The organism is Cylindrospermum stagnale PCC 7417 (genome assembly GCF_000317535.1).
GTDB lineage: Bacteria > Cyanobacteriota > Cyanobacteriia > Cyanobacteriales > Nostocaceae > Cylindrospermum > Cylindrospermum stagnale.
Window position 1 is genome coordinate 755,121 of record NC_019757.1, and the last position, 20,829, is coordinate 775,949.

17 protein-coding genes are annotated in these 20,829 nt (G+C 40.7%); 5 read left to right on the forward strand and 12 right to left on the reverse strand.

The genetic code is table 11. The annotated features are described in order from the left end of the window. Position 1: 1 nt before the first annotated feature. From CYLST_RS03180 to CYLST_RS03200, 5 genes are all read right to left on the reverse strand, one after another. A complete protein-coding gene (locus CYLST_RS03180; RefSeq protein ID WP_015206254.1) occupies positions 2–271 on the reverse strand; it encodes a hypothetical protein in 270 nt (89 codons plus the stop codon). 27 nt (positions 272–298) lie between these two features. After that, on the reverse strand, positions 299–511 hold the full coding sequence (locus CYLST_RS03185) for a hypothetical protein (protein ID WP_015206255.1): 213 nt from the start codon (positions 509–511) through the stop codon (positions 299–301). Between the two features lie 115 nt (positions 512–626). After that, a complete protein-coding gene (locus tag CYLST_RS03190; protein WP_041232942.1) occupies positions 627–1,184 on the reverse strand; it encodes a HEAT repeat domain-containing protein in 558 nt (185 codons plus the stop codon). Beyond that, complete coding sequence (locus CYLST_RS32130) at positions 1,181–1,786, reverse strand: LysM peptidoglycan-binding domain-containing protein (RefSeq protein ID WP_015206256.1); 606 nt, start codon at positions 1,784–1,786, stop codon at positions 1,181–1,183. The genes CYLST_RS03190 and CYLST_RS32130 overlap by 4 nt, the downstream gene beginning before the upstream one ends. Continuing rightward, positions 1,752–1,970 (reverse strand): hypothetical protein, encoded by a 219-nt coding sequence (locus tag CYLST_RS03200; RefSeq protein WP_015206257.1) that lies wholly within the window; start codon positions 1,968–1,970, stop codon positions 1,752–1,754. The genes CYLST_RS32130 and CYLST_RS03200 overlap by 35 nt, the downstream gene beginning before the upstream one ends. Positions 1,971–2,123: 153 nt before the next feature. Here CYLST_RS03200 and CYLST_RS03205 point away from each other — a divergent pair, with 153 nt between their 5' ends. Continuing rightward, on the forward strand, positions 2,124–4,088 hold the full coding sequence (locus CYLST_RS03205; protein ID WP_015206258.1) for an ATP-binding protein: 1,965 nt from the start codon (positions 2,124–2,126) through the stop codon (positions 4,086–4,088). A gap of 143 nt (positions 4,089–4,231) precedes the next feature. Here the strand turns inward: CYLST_RS03205 and CYLST_RS03210 are convergent, their stop codons facing one another. Further along, the gene (locus CYLST_RS03210; RefSeq protein WP_015206259.1) at positions 4,232–5,464 is read right to left on the reverse strand and encodes an RNA-guided endonuclease InsQ/TnpB family protein; all 1,233 of its coding nucleotides are present in this window, start codon (positions 5,462–5,464) and stop codon (positions 4,232–4,234) included. Between the two features lie 624 nt (positions 5,465–6,088). Between CYLST_RS03210 and CYLST_RS03215 the strand changes: the two genes are divergently transcribed. Further along, entirely contained in the window at positions 6,089–7,009 is a 921-nt protein-coding gene (locus tag CYLST_RS03215; RefSeq protein ID WP_015206260.1) for a lipid kinase, read from the forward strand. A gap of 225 nt (positions 7,010–7,234) precedes the next feature. Then, positions 7,235–7,840, forward strand: a complete 606-nt coding sequence (locus CYLST_RS03220) for an exopolysaccharide biosynthesis protein (protein ID WP_015206261.1) — start codon at positions 7,235–7,237, stop codon at positions 7,838–7,840. An 801-nt stretch (positions 7,841–8,641) separates the two neighbouring features. Here the strand turns inward: CYLST_RS03220 and CYLST_RS03225 are convergent. Beyond that, entirely contained in the window at positions 8,642–8,890 is a 249-nt protein-coding gene (locus CYLST_RS03225) for a hypothetical protein (protein WP_015206262.1), read from the reverse strand. A gap of 177 nt (positions 8,891–9,067) precedes the next feature. On the opposite strand from CYLST_RS03225, the gene CYLST_RS03230 reads away from it, so the two are divergent. Continuing rightward, the gene (locus CYLST_RS03230; protein WP_015206263.1) at positions 9,068–11,788 is read left to right on the forward strand and encodes an NACHT domain-containing protein; all 2,721 of its coding nucleotides are present in this window, start codon (positions 9,068–9,070) and stop codon (positions 11,786–11,788) included. 48 nt (positions 11,789–11,836) lie between these two features. Beyond that, positions 11,837–12,445 (forward strand): PAP/fibrillin family protein, encoded by a 609-nt coding sequence (locus CYLST_RS03235; protein WP_015206264.1) that lies wholly within the window; start codon positions 11,837–11,839, stop codon positions 12,443–12,445. A gap of 338 nt (positions 12,446–12,783) precedes the next feature. Here the strand turns inward: CYLST_RS03235 and CYLST_RS03240 are convergent, their stop codons facing one another. From CYLST_RS03240 to CYLST_RS03260, 5 genes are all read right to left on the reverse strand, one after another. Next, positions 12,784–13,278, reverse strand: a complete 495-nt coding sequence (locus CYLST_RS03240) for a hypothetical protein (protein WP_015206265.1) — start codon at positions 13,276–13,278, stop codon at positions 12,784–12,786. Between the two features lie 193 nt (positions 13,279–13,471). Then, positions 13,472–14,257 carry an FHA domain-containing protein gene (locus CYLST_RS03245; protein ID WP_015206266.1) on the reverse strand — a complete coding sequence of 262 codons (786 nt, stop codon included), beginning with the start codon at positions 14,255–14,257 and terminating at the stop codon, positions 13,472–13,474. A gap of 161 nt (positions 14,258–14,418) precedes the next feature. Beyond that, the gene (locus tag CYLST_RS32135; RefSeq protein WP_015206267.1) at positions 14,419–16,614 is read right to left on the reverse strand and encodes an ATP-binding protein; all 2,196 of its coding nucleotides are present in this window, start codon (positions 16,612–16,614) and stop codon (positions 14,419–14,421) included. Further along, the gene (locus tag CYLST_RS03255) at positions 16,611–17,585 is read right to left on the reverse strand and encodes a substrate-binding domain-containing protein (RefSeq protein ID WP_015206268.1); all 975 of its coding nucleotides are present in this window, start codon (positions 17,583–17,585) and stop codon (positions 16,611–16,613) included. The genes CYLST_RS32135 and CYLST_RS03255 overlap by 4 nt, the downstream gene beginning before the upstream one ends. A gap of 311 nt (positions 17,586–17,896) precedes the next feature. Next, a complete protein-coding gene (locus tag CYLST_RS03260) occupies positions 17,897–20,635 on the reverse strand; it encodes a PAS domain S-box protein (RefSeq protein ID WP_015206269.1) in 2,739 nt (912 codons plus the stop codon). Positions 20,636–20,829 lie beyond the last annotated feature (194 nt).

The following is a 20,829-nucleotide window of genomic DNA, read 5'->3' on the forward strand; positions in this document are numbered from 1 at the left end:
GCTAACCTCTCAAAGCCTTCACCTTATCAACGTTAAGTGTTGCACCATCACCCGCGCTGAACCCTCCTTTACGAGTTACCTTGTCGATTGTATAAGGAGGATCATTAAGAATTCGCTTTTTATCAATTTCTCTTGGCACTTTACCACCTTCATCTTCGAAGACATATTCTTTCGGCAATTCACCTCCATTGTCTTGTTTGATGCCCTCCAACTTTTTATTGTCATCTGGATCTCGCTCACCACTGTAGGCATCCACCATCTGAGATAACATTTCATCCTCAGTGACCTTCGTGTCGGTTTAGGCAGAATTCACCGTTCCCAGGCCAGACCACAGTTGCGTCCCCTTATCATCTTTCCCCATGTAAATCGAATTTTCCCCTTGCCATTCACCTGCGGGGTGCTTGAGTAGATATTTGGGATGATTGTAGAAGTAGTACCACTCACCTATCTTAACTGGGCGGTTATTAGCTTTCCCTTGCTCACCTTTGGCAGATGCATCAGTTTGTATCATGTAGTCATAAAGCGGAATTGTTATTGTCGCGCTGGGTGTAGCAATGCGTAGCCGTTTTTGTCCAGGAATTTCTTTGTCGGCAGAACCGGCGAGAGCCTAAGCTTTTTTAATTCTCTCAGTTTAACGACTCCATCCAAGCCCTCAGCCGTGCTAGACCTGCTCGTCTACTTTCTGGATCTGCATCGTAAGAATACCCCATCTCTTTCCACCACTTCCTCCAACTTACCTGTACATCACTCTCGTTTTCCCCATTTGCCAGCAGCCTAGTAGTAATCCCCTCTACTGCTCGCTGTGCCCGCAACCGAGTAATTTCATCATTGTCTAGTAGGCGGTCTAACAGAGAAGCAAGGGCTGGTTTGCCGATCTCCGCGAGGCAGAACACGGCTGGTGTGTAGTCCAAGTGGAGTTCATCTTCTCCATCATTCAAAGTACGTAAGCAAGCCTCCAAACCTTGTGGATGACCCATTCGTTGCAATTTTACAGCAGCCTGGGAGCGCACATATTGATCGGGGCTGTCTAGGTCTGCAAGGTAACGGGCGGCGTCTTGTTCTTTGTCTGTCATGGAAATATTCTTCATTAGTAAAACCTTTTCCTGATTGGCTGCTTGGCTGGGTAGTTGACAGTTACCAATCGCTAGAAGAGTGAGACATAAACCAAAAACTAAGGTGTTCATGCGCTGAAATCAGGAATGCGAAGTTTTAATCCAGGTTTGATATTATTTTGGTCTTTGATGATGTCTTTATTGGCTTTGTAGATATCCTGCCATCTATCCGGCTTTCCGTAATAGTTTTTGGAAATATTCGCCAGAGTTTCACCCTTCATAACGGTATGCGGGTTCTTGTAAAACTTATTAAACTCCTGCAACCCCGCCTGGAAAGTTTCTGAAGTTCCTTTCTCGACGTGGAAAGACTCATCTTTTACTGTACCGCTCTGGAGTTTAAAGTTCCAGTGGATAGTGCCATAATCGATACCCACATCCTCCGAGCGTGCTACTGTTTCAAAGTTAAAGCCAATATGGAACTTTGGCCCACCGCCGGGGTAGTCCCAGAGACTTGCCTCTTGGATATTTTTCCCCTGCTTGGAACCGTCTTGACTGCTACTAGAATTTGGCCAGTAGTTTCGATAATTGGGTGGTACTTCCTTATCTGTAGTGTTAGTGCGAGGTATAGCACCTGGATTAGCCGCCGAGTGGTCAACGAAAAATCCTCCTTGAACCTTGGGAATTGAGAGTGCAGTCCCTTCAGGTATAACTACGGCAGGATCGCACACTTCCACCCGTCACTTTCGCTGCTATCCGGTCTACCGCATCAGAACTATATTTTCGTCGCTCTTGTTGCTTTTGAGAATTATCTAACCCTTTGGGCTGGACTGTAAAAGTATCTGGTGCATATTTATTTTTGCTGGTTTTTGGGGCAGTGGTGGGGATTCTAGATTGGCTTGGCTGCTTGGGTTTATACATCTTGTTCCTGAATGAGTTGGGGTGGAACTGACAAAACTTTTTCTATTCACTTGTTTGCTTATACTTTTTAGATAATAATGCCTGTACTATTGCTTAGTAACTATTTTTCAGTAATTGTTTTATTCTCTCAGTAGAAAATATTCTTTCTGCCCTATGACTAACTCCACCTCCCCCAATTGGTCGCCAGATAACCTCAAAAATTTGTTTGTTGAACTAACTCGCATCAGGGGGATGCTCAAAAAATGTATAGATCAAGGCACTTCTTCCCCAACGCCTGAAACTGAGTCGCTATCACTTCCTGAAACAACCTCCTCTTCATCTCTCAATCAGCTTTGTCATCTTTTTAACATCTCTCCCTTTGAGCGGGATATTTTGCTGCTATGTTTGGGTATGGAACTTGACCCTGATTTCAGTGATATTTGCGCCCAAGTCTCTCCTTACCAAACCTATCCCACCTTCGCTTTAGCCGTAGCAGCTTTTCCAAGAGCAGATTTCCGCTTTGTCTCTTCTCGTTCTCCCTTGCTGGGTTGGCAGTTGGTTCAAGTCGGTGAAGGGCTTTCTTTCACACAGTCTCCCCTGCGAATTGACCACCGCATTCTCTGCTATCTCCTGGGGGAACCAGAAATCGACGCCAAACTATCTGGTCTTATCCGTCCAATCTCCACAGATGTAGCGGTTCTTGCACCATCTCACCAACACCTCGCCAACCAAATCTCTACTGCTTGGTTGCAGACTTCTAGTTCTGCTTCTTTGCCGATCTTTCAACTTTGTGGCGCAGATATCACTTCTAAGCAATCGATTGCCGCTGTTGCTTGTCAGCAATTTGATTGCAATCTGATGCAGATGTCTGCGGAATTCCTCCCCACTTCCCCTGATGAATGCCATCACCTGTTGCAACGCTGGCATCGGGAAGCGATTTTGACTAACTGTGTACTTTTATTAGATTGCGATACCATCAGCCCAGCCGATCCTTTGCGGGCAGCAACTCTCGCCCAATTTATTGAGGGTATCAATAGCTTATTAATTGTCAGCACTCAAGAACGTCTGCGACAACGCCAGCGCCCTCTCCTCACCCATGATGTCCCACCTTTGACGCATCAAGAACAACTCAATCTCTGGCAAACCCATCTCGGTGCTAATGCTGGGGAGTTAAATGGTGATGTGAATGCCATTGTCTCTCAGTTCAATCTCTCTACTGCAACTATCCAAGCTGCCTGTTTACACGTCAACAATCAAGGCAATGGGGAAGAAAAGGAAGCTTTGAAAACCCAAATCTGGAATTTTTGCCGATCGCAAGCCCGCCCCCATTTAGATGATTTAGCCCAACGGATGGAATCTAGCGCCACTTGGGAAGATTTGGTACTACCAGAACGTGAAAAACGGATTCTTCAAGAAATTGCTACCCATCTCCGTCATCGTTCCCAGGTGTACCAAGACTGGGGCTTTGCCAAAAAAGGGGGACGGGGATTAGGTATCAGTGCGTTGTTTCACGGACAAAGCGGTACTGGTAAAACTCTAGCAGCTGAAGTGCTAGCGCGGGAGTTTCGCCTAGATTTATATCGCATTGATTTGAGTGCAACGGTGAGTAAATACATTGGGGAAACGGAAAAGAACCTGCGGCGAATTTTTGATGCGGCGGAAACGGGGGGAGCGGTATTATTGTTTGATGAGGCTGACGCGATTTTTGGCAAACGGTCGGAGGTGAAAGATAGTCACGACCGCCATGCTAATGTAGAAGTTGCCTATTTGCTGCAACGGATGGAGGCTTACCAAGGTTTGGCTATTCTCACCACTAACCTGAAAGACTCTCTAGACCAAGCTTTTAGCCGCCGCATCCGGTTTATGGTGCAGTTTCCTTTCCCTGATACTCAAGCTAGGGCGGAGATTTGGCAACGTGCCTTTCCTCCCCAAACCCCTACAGAAGATATAGCTTTTGATAAACTTGCCAAGCTGAATGTCTCCGGCGGCAATATCCGCAACATTGCTTTAAATGCCGCTTTTCTGGCTGCCGATGGCAGGAAAGCTGTACGCATGAGCCATTTAGTACAAGCATCACAGCGGGAATATCTGAAAATCGGACGTTCTCTTACAGACAGTGAAATCAAAGGCTGGATTTAGCTGTGCCACCTGAAAATTAGCGATCGCTCACTCGTAAATCATCTCTACATAATTCTTAATCTCAATATTTAGCAAATATAAATACGATAAACTTACTTGACATTCTCCCCACCTTACTTCGTTGAAGGTGGAGATTCTAAAGATCACTCTTGAGATTTCCTCTTTCCACGAGTTGATTTGCTTGGAGGAGTTTCTTCACCCAAGTATTGATCAGTCTCTCCAGAGGCGTTAGTTCCGACGTGACCCGCCGTACTCAGTCCTTTTTCTAAGATGTTGCGTGCTGCATTCTGGTCTCTATCTTGGGTATGCCCACAATGAGGGCATACATGAGTTCTGGTGCTAAGAGTTTTCTTCACAACTTCACCACAATTAGAGCAATTTTGGCTGGTGTAGTGGGGAGGTACAGCAACAGTTACCACACCAAACACCTTACCAAAATACTCAACCCATTCACGAAACAGCGACCATGATACATCACTAATTGACTTAGCCAAGTGATGATTCTTAATCATATTCCGGACCATCAAATCCAGCCTTCGGCACGGCGAAGCGCCTACATACGCCACAAGGTCGTTAGACCTGACCACGCACCTTGCTGTTTTAATGGCAAAGTCTTTACGCTGACGACTTACTTTGAGGTGTTTACGAGCCAGCTTATTTCTAAACTTAATTCTGTTCCGAGAACCCTTTTTAGTTTTAGACATTCGGCGTTGCAGTCGCTTCAAAGACTTCTCACTTTTGCGAAGATGTCTAGGATTGGCAACTGTTTCCCCATTACTATCTGTATAAAAGTGGTTTAATCCCACATCAATACCAATAGTTTTTCCCGTTGGTTCTCGTCTTTCTACCCGCTGATGATCAATGCAAAATTGGCAATAATAACCATCAGCACGGCGCACGACTCGCGCTCTCTTGACCTGTTTAAGTTGGTAGAAATGCAGGTCACGAGTTCCCCACAACTTAAAACTTCCTGCCTTAAATCCATCCGAAAAAGTGATGTATCTGCGGTCAACAGAAAGCTTCCACCCGGAGGTTTTATATTCAACAGATCCGTGCGTTTGTTCCTTCTTGAATTTTGGATAGCCCTTTTTTCCTGGTTTACCTTTTTTGCAGTTATCAAAAAACCGAGCGATTGCAGACCAAGCTCTTTCAGCAGAAGCTTGTCTTGCCATTGAGTTGAGCTTGGCAGCAAAGGGAAAATCAGTATTGGCAGCAAGTACAGCGCAATATGCACTTAACTCATATTTACCAATACCCTGATTATCCATCCAGTATCGAACACAACTGTTGCGAACGAAACGAGCAGTACGGATAGCTTCATCTAGCTTCCTGTACTGCTCGTTAGTTCCTTCGAGTTTTGCTTCAAATACCAGCATCTTTACGCCCAACTTAATAGCGTAAGTATAACACAGAAACAGAAAATGTTAAAATCTTCACTGTTCTCTTTCTCGTTTTGCGATGCCAAACGATGATTCAAGAACGTGGAGATTTTAACCCACCTTTCATCCCCTCCCTACTGCGTTGAGGAAGGGGCATTCGGTGGATCACGGTAAAGTCATAAATTTAATACCAAAAAAATTGATTTTACTTGTCTAAAGTGTATCCAAAAAGAGTACAATAATGATACTTTTAATGAGCCAAAATATTTATTTAAATGAGACTTAAGATAACCTGTCGCCTGAGTTAAGCGCAAGCATTATTCAACAAAATATTGGGAATGTTGGATTTTATGTTTTCAGACCGTTAATTCTCGAATAAAACTCGATTTTCCGATAATTAAGGCCTAGGGTGTCGGGGGAATCTTTTAATTGAAGCGTATTAGATAAGAGTTAGGGTTTTGCTTAATTAAACCATTCTCTAGGAATAAAGCTATCAATAGTGATTAAAGCTAAACTAGATCAAACCAGATAGTAAGGAGTTAATCAACATTAACAATCTGAATTGTTGGTAACTTGGATAACAACCCACTACGGTTTGATAGTCAAATTCAAGCAGGGTATATGGACGTGGATAATTCAACATCTCAACTACAAAGGGTACTACCCATTAGTCCCCGCGCATTGCTGCTAGTAAATCGTCATGCCCGTCAAGGACAAAAGTATCTCTTTGAAGCCATACATTATCTGAAGACACTCGGTTTTGATGTGATTGAGGAATCCACAGAAGAACCCAAACGCCTCTGTGATATTGTCCGGCGCTACCAGCATGAAATTGACTTGGTAATTGTTGGCGGTGGTGATGGTACTCTCAATATCGTAGTCGATGCTTTAGTTGAGACCCAACTGCCCTTGGGAATTTTACCTTTGGGAACTGCTAACGACTTAGCGCGGACTTTGGGAATTCCTAATTCCTTACCCGAAGCTTGCGAAATTATTGCCCACGGACTAATGAAACGCATTGATTTGGGGTGGGTGAATGGTAAGCACTTTTTTAACGTTGCCAGTATGGGACTGAGTGTCAAAATTACCGAGAAACTAACCAAAGAAGTCAAGCGCCGTTGGGGAATATTTGCTTACGCTGCCACTGCATTGCAAGTAATTTGGGAATCTCGCCCCTTTAGTGCAGAGATTCGCATCAAAGACACCTCGATACAGGTGAAAACTGTGCAAATTGCTGTGGGCAATGGTCGGTATTATGGCGGTGGGATGGCAGTGGTTCACGATGCCACAATAGACGATCAAAGGCTAGATCTTTATAGCTTGGAAATTAAACACTGGTGGGAAATGATACTATTATTGCCAGCAATGCGACAAGGGCGACATATACATTCACGCAAAGTCCGCGCCCTTCAGGGTAAAGAAATAGAGGTGTATACCCGTAAACCACGTCCGATCAATACAGATGGTGAAATTACAACTTACACCCCAGCGACGTTCCGTGTTATTCCCATGGCTATATCTGTTTTGGTACCGCCACAATAAATAAAAGGTTTTCAATAGTCAGTTGTTATTCTCTCTCTGACCCGAAAATTGCTTAGTTAAAATTTTATCAGGTGTTGCATTTTTTATTGCCTGAAAGCTTTACAGTCAAGCGGATCGAGGGCAAAATTAGATGACCGACAGGTGATTTTAGGAATTTAATTTGAGTGCATTTGTTATAGCCGTGTCAAGCTAGGTATTTTGACAATTCGTATCAACTCGCACCACATGCATCTGAGATTTTCTCAAGATATTAAGTCCTTGCTGGAACGCCTAGCCTCTAAGCCCCTGACTCTCGGTGCTATTTTGGCGGGGACTTCTGAACGGGGTTTTAGTCTGGTAATTGCGTTATTAGTTTTGCCGTTTTTATTTCCAATGCCACCGGGCTTTACTGGGCCTTTTGGTGCTGCTTGCTTGCTGTTGTCAGTGCAGATGCTTTTGGGAAGGCGATCGCCTTGGCTACCCAAAAAAATCGCCAATTACGAATTTCCTCGCCGCTTTGCCGAAATAATTTTGCAAAATCTGCACCGAATCACCAAGGTTGTAGAAAAAATTACTCGTCACCGATGGGGCAAAATAGCAAATCATCCTTGGATTTGGCGATTTAATGGGCTTTGTATCTCTTGGTTGGCAATATTGCTAATTTCACCAATTCCCTTAACCAACCCCTTGCCCACTGTAGGTATTTTACTTTTAGCCGTTGCCACTATTGAATCTGACGGTTTACTGATGTGCATCAGCTACGTCATCACCGTTTTGATTACTTTGCTATTTGGCTTTATTGGTTATGGACTATGGTTAGCACCCGGTTTGTTCCCATCTATATTTAAATAACGAAAATTTAAATAATAAAAACCCCCAGCCAATGGCTGAGGGCTATGATTCAATTAAGGTGCATCTACCTTTTATTAATCCACTTGAGTTGTCACTGTATCCGGGAAAATGTAAGTTTTTATAAAACTTTGCCATAACTTTACACAGAGATTAACCATTATTAGTTGGGAAGTGATACATTGAAACCTCAGCCAAAAAGCTGAGGGTTATAATTCAATTAAGGTGTATCTATCCTATTTAGGACTCACGCATCAACTGACAAATGTAGGGGCAATTCATCAATTGCCTCTACAATAAATCGACGATTTCATCTCATTTTTGCGTAAGTTCTACTATTGTTCTCGGCTTGAGTTCTCACTATTTCTAGCAGAGTTAGGTTAGTTAGAGAACTTTTTTGTATTTACGAAAATCTAAAACCTGAGTCATCAGGAACGGCTCAAATAAAACCCACAGCTAAAGGCTGAGGGCGATGATTCAATTAAGGTGCATTTACTATATTGTTATGCGCTTGATTTGCCACTGCATCAGGACAAATTTAACTTGTGGCAAAAAATCTGAGCAACCTGAAACGGCTCAAATAAAACCCCCAGCTAAAAGCCGAGGGCGATAATTCAATTAAGGTGTATCTACTAAATTTAGTAGTATTATTTATTCTAGCGGATTATCGAAAAATTCTCCTAAATATATTTCGTTTTGTATATTGACGAAATGCTAAATTTCTGAGAAGTAAAAGTTTGTAAAATAAAGGCCCCCAGCTGTAAGCCGGGGGCTAAGATTTAATCAAGGTGCATCTACCATCTTTTAATCCGCTTTTGCGATCGCTGCATCAGGAATATTTGACAAATGCGGCTTTTTAGAATCAGTAGATGGAAGCAAACGGCTAGCGCGTAGCAGTACCGGGATATATTGGTTAATCATCCACAGGAGAGTTTCAATAGCCGAGTCTCCTTGCTGAATGCGGTTTTTGCCTTCGATGCCAATGAGTAGGATTTGCAAAATCAGCAAAATAGTGATGGTTTTCCCTGCAAGGTTTTGACGATTTGGTTTCATGTTGTTCCACCTGAATGAATTGCTTGGTGGATACAGTTTCTATTTGGGGTGGTAAGACAAAGCAAATCCCAGCTAAACGGGCAGAAACTCTTTAGAATCAGGAATATATGGGTTTGGGGTAGTATCTCCAAGTTGGGGTAACCCCAAACTTTTTTTAAAATTCTCGATATTTGGCTAATGGGGAAACTAACTAAGGGGCCTGGTAGCAAAAAACTTGTATGGGACTTTGTAGAAACATTATTCACTCGTGGCGACAATTTACCAGGGTTTAAAATCCACTGGGAGAAAGAGAATGCAAACAGGCCCGAGTTGGTGGTAAACACACAGCGGAGAGTTCTAAATAATCTGGATTCCTTCACAAAGAATAAAATTGGCACAGTTATTAAACTGCTGGAGGAATTAGAAATTTGGGATGACAGGCGTTTAAACCAAAAACAAGGTTCAGATAAAGGGAAATTTGCTCTGAAGCTTTGGAGTTTAACTGACGTAGAAACGAATCGTAAAGAGTTTGAGGTACTCTGGGAAGCGAGTAGAACGAACAAATCTAAAGATTTAGAAGCTATTTATCAAAGAAGTCTGAATACTGCTGAAGAAACTCAGGGTGAGTTTGACTGGCAAAATATCTGCCGCACCATGTTGGAAGAACAGAAAAAGTTCACTACCAAACGGCTGATGCTTGCAGAAGAGATGGTATTTAACATCAATGATATTGATGTGAAGTTAGCATTAGTCAAACGCAAGCCACCAGACAAACGTATTGGTGATGATGATTCTGAAAGATTCCGGTTTTCTCAGCCAGAATATGAAGAAACCGAGAAATTGGAGTATGAAGAATTTTTTGATAAGGTTCTGAAATCTGAGCAAAGTAACAAAATTGCGATTATTGGTGAACCAGGTGCAGGTAAAACGACACTTTTACAAAAAATTGCCTTTGAGATATTAGAGAAAAACTTAGGTTTACCGATTTGGATATCACTAGGAAATCTCGCCACCCCAACACCCAATTTTCAGGAATATCTTTTGAATGATTGGTTAAAAAATGCTATTTTTCCAGTTACATCAAAACACAAGGATGAGTTTACAGAATTAATAACTGCTGGTAAAGTGTGGCTGTTGCTGGATGGGGTAGATGAGATAGCTGTTAATAGCGGAAATCCGCTTACAGTAATTTCAGATGGGTTTCAAGCTTGGAGTAAAGATTTGCACCTTGTCTTGAGTTGTCGGCTAAATATTTGGGAAGCAAACCCATTTTTACTAGATGGCTTTGAAACTTATCGCACATTGCAGTTTAGCCAAGAAAAAGTAGACGATTTTATCAAAGCTGGTTTCCAGAAAAACTCTGCATTAGGTGATGAGTTACAAAAAGCATTAAACCAACCGGGAAAAGAACGAATTAAGGATTTAGTCAAAAATCCTCTGCGGTTGATGCTTTTATGTTCAACTTGGCAGGGACTAAATGGTAAATTACCAGATACCAAGGCTGAACTTTATCAGCAGTTTGTTGATGAATTCTACAAATGGAAGAAAAAAGAATTTGATATAACATCAGAAAAGAAAAAGCAACTAAACGCCAAATTGGAAGAATTGGCTTTAAAGGGAACTGATAATGCAAATAATCGCTTTTGTTTGCCAGAAAAGTTTATTGAGAAGATTTTGGGTGAAAAGGATGATGATTTATTTTCATTAGCGTTAAAAATTGGCTGGCTTAATCAAGTTGGTGTAGACGCAAAAAATCCTAATCAGCGTGTTTACGCTTTCTACCATCCCACGTTTCAAGAATATTTTGCAGCGTTAGCTATTGATGATTGGGACTTTTTTCTACCCCGTGAACATGACAACAATAATCCTCAGCCAGTTTCCGACAGATACCGCATTTTTGAACCGCAGTGGAAAGAGGTAATTTTGCTGTGGCTGGGGCGTGATAATGTGAATAAGGATGAAAAGGAAAACTTTATCAAAAGGATGGTGGAATTTAAAGATGGATGCGAAGGTTTTTATTTGTTTTCAGGAATCTTTATGTCAGCAGCTAGTTTGGCTGAGTTTAGAGACTTTCAAGATTTTAATTTTCCTGATAGAATTATAGAGTACATTGTCAAATTGGCTTTTGGTTATTATGATGATAAACAATATTGTTGTCATAGGAATTTGCCAATCCTTACTCAAAAAGCTTGGTCTGTAATACAAGACACTGATCGCAGTAAAGCGATAGAGCATATTACTAAGTTGTTATCTGCTCATATGGATATTCTAAAGGAATTGTTTCCTGTTGAGGAAGAACTTATTATTCCAGGATATGATGGCGCATTATTAAACTTTATTGAAGAAGTTAGCTTAAGGTTGTTAATACTTGAAAAGGATAACTCAGATGCGATAAAAAATCTTAACTATTTATTCCAAAATTTTTATTTCATAGATATAGATTTCCCTTCTTGGGCAGGTGATGTTGAAGATATTAAGATTATGAATAAAACATTAATATCTTATATCAGTAGTGGCCACATCAAAAGTTGCTATTCTGTAAATAATTTTAGAGAAGAACATATTGAAATTGAGAATAGTCAAAGTGAGAATAGCCATAGTTTAGAAGATATACTATCTGGAAGATCCGAAATTGAAGTGATAAATGATTTAATAAAACAGGTTTATGAAGGCAGTGATGATTCTAATCAAGGAACAGCAGCTATTTTTTCATTGAAAAAGATTCTTAAAGGCAATTTATTTGAAGTTATCGTTAAAATGTTGAAAGATTTTTTGATAAAACCAGAATTTAGATCAAAACACTGGTTAGTAAGACAATGTTGCTGGGAAATTGTGCGATACAGCGCTGAAAACATGACTTACCCCGACTTCTATCAAGCTTGGTATCAGCCAGCAGCAATAGAAATGAGTAAAAGTTGATTTTTTCCAAAATTCTCAAAACCAAAATTAATCATTTAACAAAAAACCATGATTATCGAATTAGCAAACCTCAAACAAGAACTAATTTCTATTTGCCAATCTACCAATCTTGGCTTTAACATCACTCCGGCAACCAAAGAGCAAATCGAGACATTAGCTGCAAAAATTGAACCGCTAAATCCCACCGCTGAACCGACAAATCATATCGAGTTGCTTCAAGGACGATGGCAACTGTTGTACAGTACATTTAGCTTAGAACAAGAAACCACTCTGCAACGTCTTTCTTTTGGTAAACTACCGAATGTGAAAGTTAATGTTACTGGAATCTTTCAAGAAATTTATCCGGATGGTCAGCAGTACATTAACTTGATTGAATTTACTGGATTTTCTGGTGTTCAAGGTGTTGCTTTAGTTAGCGGACGCTATACTGTTGAAAATGATAAACGCTTGAATATTGAATTTTGGGAAACTTCTGTTAAAAGTGTAAATAATGATTTGAGTGATTCTGCTTTTCGAGAGGCTTTAGGAGTAGATAATGATTCACCTCTGGAAGCAGCACTCTCATTTAGTGGTTGGTCAGATATTACCTATGTAGATGAAGATTTCCGCCTAATGCGTGGAAATCAGCAAAATTTGTATGTGCTGCTGCGAGATTAGTAATACAGCCAATTACATCAAAATAAGGTACACAATGGCGGGCTAGAAGCGCTAATAGCTGTACTTCATTTACTTGCAAAATGCTGTATTAAATTTGCTCGATTAAGAATAACTTCTCGGAAACCTCACCCTGGTTTTGCTATCGCAAAACCTGTCCCTCTCCTTGGTAAGGAGAGGGATATTTGTTAGGATTTTTTGAGGTTTAAAAAGACTTTTGGGTAGTTGGGTCTCATTAAAATCTCAAACCCACACCACACCTGTCCCTCTCCTTGGTAAGGAGAGGGATGTTTGTTAGGATTTTTTGAGGTTTAAAAAGACTTTTGGGTAGTTGGGTCTCATTAAAATCTCAAACCCACACCACCTTGCAAAGATAAAGCAGTACCGGCACCATTACGGTAGGCATCAAAGGCAATGATAGCGTTACCAAAAATTACGGTGTTGCTATTTGGCACCATGTAATCAATTCCCGGTTGCAGGGCAAAACTAATTTTATTACCTACCGGGGAACGTGTAGCACCACCGGCTAATACTACCCCAGCGCCCAAGTATGCGTCTGTTTGCCAGTTGAGGGGGACGTCATAAGAAACTGTGGGCACAACTGCTGTACTTTCGCCAACTATAGCTTGGGCACGGAAAGAAATTGGTCTTTCTAGTAGTTTGTAGCGGATGGCAAGGACTCCACCAATTTGGCCACCTTCAGAAAGTCCAACTGTTGGGCCGATACCAACATAGCTACCATAAGCTACTTGAGCTTGTGCTGGTTGATTGCTGATAGCCTGACTCAAAACCGAACCAGCAAAGAGAACTGAAACTAAATACAAAATATACTTCATTACCCTACTCCTGACACGAGTTTGAGTTTTGATCTCAAATCGTTGACTACATCAATTTACTCGCTTCTTACTCTAAAAGTACTCAGTATGTGGGAATTTTCGTCAAAGAAAAGGCGATCGCGCAATGGGCTTCGGCGATCGCTCCCTAAACCCCTAAAAAACGCCCAAAACCATTGGTATAACTAGATTTTAGTCACTTTTTGACCAAAAAAAGGAGCGATCGCCAATCATAATCCAAAATTTTCCCGGTACTCAACAGTTGATAACCGGCAATGAATAAAGCAGCAGCGCTGATAATCACCAAGAGATTTACTGATGCAAAGACATTAGCTGTAAAAAATATTACTCCTATTCCTAAGGCGAGCAACAGCCATCCTAAGTTGTGGTTTATCCGCCGTTGAAAGAGAATATAAACGCCAGCCATACACACCATGACACCAGGGAGGCGGATAAAAAGACCCACTCGAACATTCGCAGTTAAAATCACAATTGCGGCAACCATCAAAGCCAAGCCGAGAATTTTGCTAGTTTTATCTACTGAATTTAGTCTGCTATTATCGGCAATTGGCGGCTGAAGTGCTGTAGGATTTGTGCTAGAACCAACATTGACTTGCCGAGCTTGTTTAGATTGAAATATAAATGTTAATTTACCTCCTTGACCGAGGTCGATTCTATCTCCTAAGTCAAGCAGAGAAGGAGTTCTTGCCTCCAGTTTATTGTTATTGATAAATGTCCCGTTGGAGCTTCCCAAATCTTCAATAAAATAAATACTTCCTGTTACCTGAATCTGTGCATGAATGCGAGAAGCCACATCCGCATCTGGCAAATTAGAAACATCAATATCCGGTGAAATTTGGTCATTCGGCTTACCAATGCGAATTACAGGCTGATTTAAGGGTAAATCAAAAGACGTATTACTTTGGAGATGAAATAGCTCTAAATTCAACTCGGTAGTTTTGAATGTATTTAAGTTTTGCATAGCTTATTCTGTTGATCAGCAATTTCATAATTTTGTTAGCTTGTACTATCTCAGTTATCACCTTAGCTTGAAAAAAGGCAAGAGACAGGAGGAACTAAGGGTTTTCAGGCGTTATGGTGTACGCAGTTCATAATGGGTTATTTTAAGTTAATTTTAACTGTTTAGATGCTTGAGACGATGGCTTTCATCTCCAATGGGGATACAACCTGCTTCTTTTGCTGATGCAAGGGAATCTCAATCCAAAACTCGGTTCCTTTGCTCAATTCGGACACACACCGCAACTTACCAGAGTGTCTCTGCACAACAATCTGGTAGCTAATCGATAAGCCCAACCCTGTGCCTTCACCCACAGGTTTAGTAGTGAAAAATGGATCAAACAGCTTTTGCTGAACCTCTTGAGTCATCCCTGAGCCATTATCAGCGATTCGCACCAGCACTTGGTTATTACCAACAAGTTCAGTGCTAATTTTTATTTGGTTGGGACCGCGCTGAATATCTGGCTGGAAGCCCTGGTTATTGACACTATCAAAGGCATCAATTGCATTATTAATAATGTTCATAAAAACCTGATTTAACTGCCCTGCATAACACTCTACCAAAGGTAGCTGTCCATACTCCTTAATAACTTCAATCTTAGGACGCTTTGGATTAAGTTTTAGTCGATTCTGCAAAATCAGCAGCGTACTTTCAATACCTTCATGAATATCAACTTCTTTCATATCTGCTTCATCCAGACGGGAGAAAGTGCGTAAAGACAAGACAATCTCCCTAATCCGGTTAGTTCCCATTTTCATGGAAATGAGAATTTTGGGAAAGTCATCCAGCAGAAAATCTAAGTCAATTTTCTCAATCTTTTCCTGAATTATATCTCCTGGATTCGGTAACTCTTCTTGGTAGAGGCGTATTAGCTCTATTAATTCATAAGCGTATTCGCTGGTGTGAGCAATATTGCCGTTGATAAAGTTAACTGGATTATTGATTTCATGTGCTATCCCAGCCACAAGCTGACCCAAGCTAGACATCTTCTCAGTTTGAATCAGTTGAGATTGGGTGCTTTGGAGTTCAACTAGAGTTCGTTCAAGTTGCTGAGTTTGCTGTCTCAACTGTGCTTCTGATTGTCGGATAGCTTCCTCTACTTGCTTGCGATCGCTAATGTCACGAGAGACAATAACTCCAGCTTTGAGAGAAATGCTTGAATCTATTAATGGTCTACCACTGACTACTGCCCAAATTCCATCAGGTACCTCAGCATGACGCACAAACATTTCAATATTGTCTGATTCCTCACCTTGGATTGCCCTAAATAGTGGGAGGTTCTTTTCAGGGAAAGGTGTCACCTTATCGGGTAAAAAAAGTCCATATTGCTGTGACCAATCTTTACTTTTCGCATTGTTTTCCAGACTACCAAACATCCGCTCTGCTGCTGGATTAAAGATAATAAATTGCTCCCGATCATCAGCAACTACTACGGCATCGCTGATCGTGTCGAGGAGCAATTGCAAAATGCTGGTTTGTTTTTGAAGAGCTTCTTCTGCTTGTTTGCGTTCATTAATTTCTAACTCTAGACGTTGGTTTATTTGGTTTAATTCAGTATTTTCCAGTAGCGTTTCACGGGACTCAGCTAGCTTCAATCCCATGTAGTTAAATGCTTGAGCCAGGTCTTCTACTTCATCACCTGTGGAGATATTTAAGCGGTAATCGAGGTTTCCGGCGGCGATTTCTGCCGTTCCCACCTGTAACTTTTGCAAAGACTTGATTACCGGACGCCAGATCAGCACAAACTTACCAATAAATAGAATCAGAATCACCCCGATAACAGCAAAAGAGATATTTTTCTGCATTTTATGTAATCTTTCTAATTGCAAATCAATCAGAAAGCTTTGCTTATAAGCAAGGTCAATCAAATCCTTGAGAAAAAACTCAATATCTCTGTTAAAAGAATTAATAGCGCGGAAATACTGCTGTGAATCAGCCAGATACGTTTCACTGGGTTTCCTCTGGGCTAGCTGAATCGCCATATCAGAAAGAAACTTGTGACGGCGACGAATTATAGATATTTTTGTAGCATCTGGTATTAATATCTCTAACTCATCAAGGGACTCCATAAACTGGGTTTTAAACTGATTCATCTCTGAATTATCACCATTAAATAAAACAACATCCTTGAGGGCAATAATTTCAGATTTCAAGGCATTTTCAGCTTCTAGCGATGCTTTAATAGTTGCCGTACTTTGTTTATTTTTATCAATAGCAGTCTGTTTTATCTGTTGAAAAACTAAAGTATTACCAACAAGAATAGCTGCTATAAGTCCGACAAATACAGCAGAACCTGTGAAAAATTTTGTGGATATCTTCATTGTGCAGGCAAGGAAATTAAGTTGAGGTCTTTTCGGAGTTGCTGAATAGGAGCATAGTCGGAAGGGCTAACAAGGGTGTATCCAGCCGACTCAGTTCCCGTGATATCTTCTATCCCATCCGGGGTATTAATAAAAGCTTGCTTCAATTGTTTGATCAACTCAATCGGCAGTTTCTTTGAAACTACTATGGGTGCTTGGGGTATGGGGGCAGACTCCCAGATAATTCTGGAGTTTTTAGCTGTTAGTTTGCCGCTTTGTTGCCGCTTGAGGTAGGAAGAAATATTAGCCGCAGCAGCGTCAACGGTGCCATCTTCTAGTGCTGCCATACTCTTGCTATGGTTGCCAGCAAAAAGAACTCGAGCAAAATCTCGCCCCGGTTCAATACCTTGTTTTTTGAGACTTGCCAGTGGCATTAGATACCCAGAGGTGGACGATTTATCTACAAAGGCAACGCGCTTGCCTTTGAGGTCTTTTAAGGTTTTGATGGGACTGTCTACCCTGACAATAATGCACGCCCGATACCAGGGTTGCCCCGTATGCCTGTCGATGGGAGCGACTAATGGTTCTACTTTAGCACCCCGATCTAGCGCTCTCAGATAGGTAGAAGGCCCTAAATAACCAATATCAACCTTTTCTTGCACCAGCCAGTCAACGGCTTCACTGTAACTTTTGGCAACTTGGAAATCGACTTGTCGTCCCAGGGATTTTTCCAGGTAGGCATCGAAGGCTTTAATCATCTGTTCTTGGTCTTGAGGGTTGCGTGCTGGCAGCACCCCAATTTTTAAGGTAGGTAAGTTCTTTTTGCTACTAATGGGAGCTTTATCCACAGTAGATTTAGAACCGCCAGATGCTTGAAAACTACAGCCTGTACCCATCAGTGCCACAACTACAGCCAAAACGAGAACCGCGCTTTTAGTGAATAAGTCGTTTCTAGTGAACAGACTCGGCTGCGCGTCTAAGTATTTTTCCATAGAGATGAATTCAAAGATAGATTGGTCAAAAATACCTAGACTATAGTTTAGCTGCCCCGGAGGATTTTTACTCAGTCTCGGCTAAATATATGTTTCCCTAAAGATATGTAAAGTTAACAGTTCCCAGTAAGAATGCAAGTAATTACACAAATTACATGAAACAGAAATGACAAGCTTTTGGTTGGCCTTGGCTTACAGCAGAAATCATTATTTAGACCACAGTGTAAAAACGTTGCATGCAACGTCTCTACTTTCTTGTTTAATTTCCCAGAAAGTGGTTCATTTACAAGGTTAGTTCATTTGGGAGAGTGTCAATTAATTGGAATCTGAATCCAGAACTCTGTACCTTGGCCTGGTTCTGAGAAACACTCCAAAATTCCCCCATGTTTTTCGACGACTATTTGATAGCTAATTGACAGCCCTAATCCTGTTCCCTTACCCACGGGTTTGGTTGTAAAAAATGGGTCAAATAACTTTTTTCTCACTTCTTCTGAGATGCCGATTCCATTATCAGAAATCTGGATAGAGACAAAATTGTTTTCTAAAATTGCGGTACTAATGCGAATTGTAGGTAGGGGCAATTCTTGATAATTATCTTGTCCGTTATTTCTCTGAATGACTAAATCTTCCAATGCATCAATGGCATTAGTTAAAATGTTCATAAATACCTGATTAAGTTGCCCTGGGTAGCAATCAATTAAAGGTAAATTTCCATAATCTTTAATGATAGATATGCCCAGTCCATTACCAGTATTTTTCCAGCGGTGATGCAAAATGAATAGTGTATTATCAATCCCTTCATGAATATCAACTAACTTTTTCTCTGCTTCATCCAGACGGGAAAAATTTCGCAAGTTTAGGACAATTTCCCGGATGCGATTAGTACCTATTTTCATCGAAGATAGGAGTTTTGATAGGTCGCTAGTCAGAAACTCTAAGTCAATTTCTTCAGATAAATCTTGAATTTCTGGGTCAGGATGGGGATAATGCTGCTGATAGAGGTGTAATAGCTCTAGTAAGTCGTCAAAGTATTCGTTAGCATAGCTTAAGTTGCCATGAATAAAATTAACTGGGTTATTGATTTCATGGGCAACTCCTGCTACTAACTGTCCCAAACTAGACATTTTTTCATGTTGAATCAGTTGAGCTTGAGTTTGCTGCAACTTATGCAAGGTTTCGGTGAGTTTTTCTGTTTGAGTTTGGGCGGCTAAAGTAGCAGCACGACTTTGGGCATAAATTTGCGCTTGATTGATGGCGATCGCTAATTGGTCTGTCACAGCTTGCAGCAGTACAATTTCGCTGTTATTCCAAACTCTTTCACCACTACAATGGCTGCAAACAATTGCGCCCAATTCTTCAGAATTACTTTTTATGGGTAGCAGCAGTTGAGAAGCGATATTAAACTCGCTTAAAAGTTCTTCTGTATTATAATCGAGATGATGATCGGTCAGGAAGTTTGTGTGTACATCATCTATGCAAATTAACTCCTGACGAATCAGCATTTTTGCCAAATAATTACTTTTTTGTGGCGAAAGTTTGCCTAACATAGCGGGTAAGCGAGAGTCCCGCGCTTCATGGGTGATAGTTAGACTTGGAGGGGAAGAATTTGGTAGGTACCAAAGAAAGTAGCAGCGGTCAATTTGGAATAAGCTGCGGATTTCGTTAACGGCAGTTTCTAGAATAGTATCGACATCAAGAGAACTGCGGATTTCGCTAGATAGACGCAACAGCAAGGCTTCCCGACGGCTGAGGAGTTCTTCTCGCGCCCAGATGCGGTCAACAGCCACAGCAATATTATTCGCAATCCAATTTAATAGGTTATGGGTTGGCTCGGTAAATAATTGCTGGCTGAATAAAGCCATGATGCCGATTAATTGCTGCTCAACAATTAAGGGATAGGCACATAAGCGGAAAATTGAAAATGTAGAATCGAGAAATATTCCTTGATTATTAATTAATACTTCTTCGTTTAAAATAGCTTGATGGTTTTGAGTAATTGAGCTAATAGCATCATTAGCTACAACCATGTGATTAGGATAATCTAGAAAATCGGTCAAGATGTCACAGTTAGCATCTGTGCAATGAATGCCAGCTTGCAATTGTAGTTGGTTTGTCTCCTGCCCAAAAGTCCAGATACCAATAAAGGCGACATCTAGGTATTGCGACATCGTATTTGAGCAGTTTTGGAGAATTTCTGGCAGGGTACCGCGTTGAGATAAGGCTAAACTGACTTCTGCACTCAAGAGTGATAAGCGCGATCGCTCTAACAGTGCTAACTCTGAAAGCTTACGGTCTGTAATATCTGAACGAATTGCTATATATTGGTGGGGTTTGCCATCAGGATTTAGTACTGGGACAATGAGAGTATCTACCCAATAAAATGTGCCATCTTTGGCTTTATTTTTCATTTCCCCCTTCCATAATTTTCCTTGGGCAATAGTTCTCCACAAATCTCTAAAGAATTCCTTTGAATGATAACCAGAATTAATAATTCGGTGGTCTTGTCCTAAAAGTTCTGCTTGTGAATATTTAGAAATTTTACAAAATTGCTCGTTAGCATAGGTGATAATTCCTTCGACATCAGTAATAGCTACCAGAGAATGAGCATCTAATGCGAACCTTAAAGCTTCTAATTCTTTGATGTTTTTTTGTAAGGCGATCTCATTTTCTTTCTGAGGCGTTATATCATGAGCAACTGCATAAATTAACTGCTCTTCAATGTATGCAGTTGCATTCCATGACAACCATTTATAAGAACCATCTTCACAAAGGTAGCGATTTTCAAAATTAATTGAATCCATACCTTTTGCCAGAGTTTTAGTATGGAGAATAGTATTTTCACGGTCTTCAGGATGAACAAAATCAATAAAGGTGTTGGCAAGGAGTTTATTGGTTGACCAACCTAAAGTTTTTGTCCATGATGGGTTTACAGTCTTGAAATAACCATCAAAACCAGCGATACAAAGTAAATCTATGGAGAGCGAGAAAAATCGAGAGTATTTTTCTTCTGCTAATTCATATTTAGATTTAGATTTATTTTTTTTAATCATAATCCGATCCTGTCCAAATGCTTTATTTGGAAATTTTTGAGATTCTTAAGTTGATTTTATTTTGGTTTTTTCGAGTAAAGCTAAGAAATGTCACAGAAATTTCCGAGAATAGAGTTTGGCTATTTCTAATTCCCGAAATAAACCTAGTTACGCTAATATAAGCATTTCTAAATTTTCTTGGATATAGGAATAAT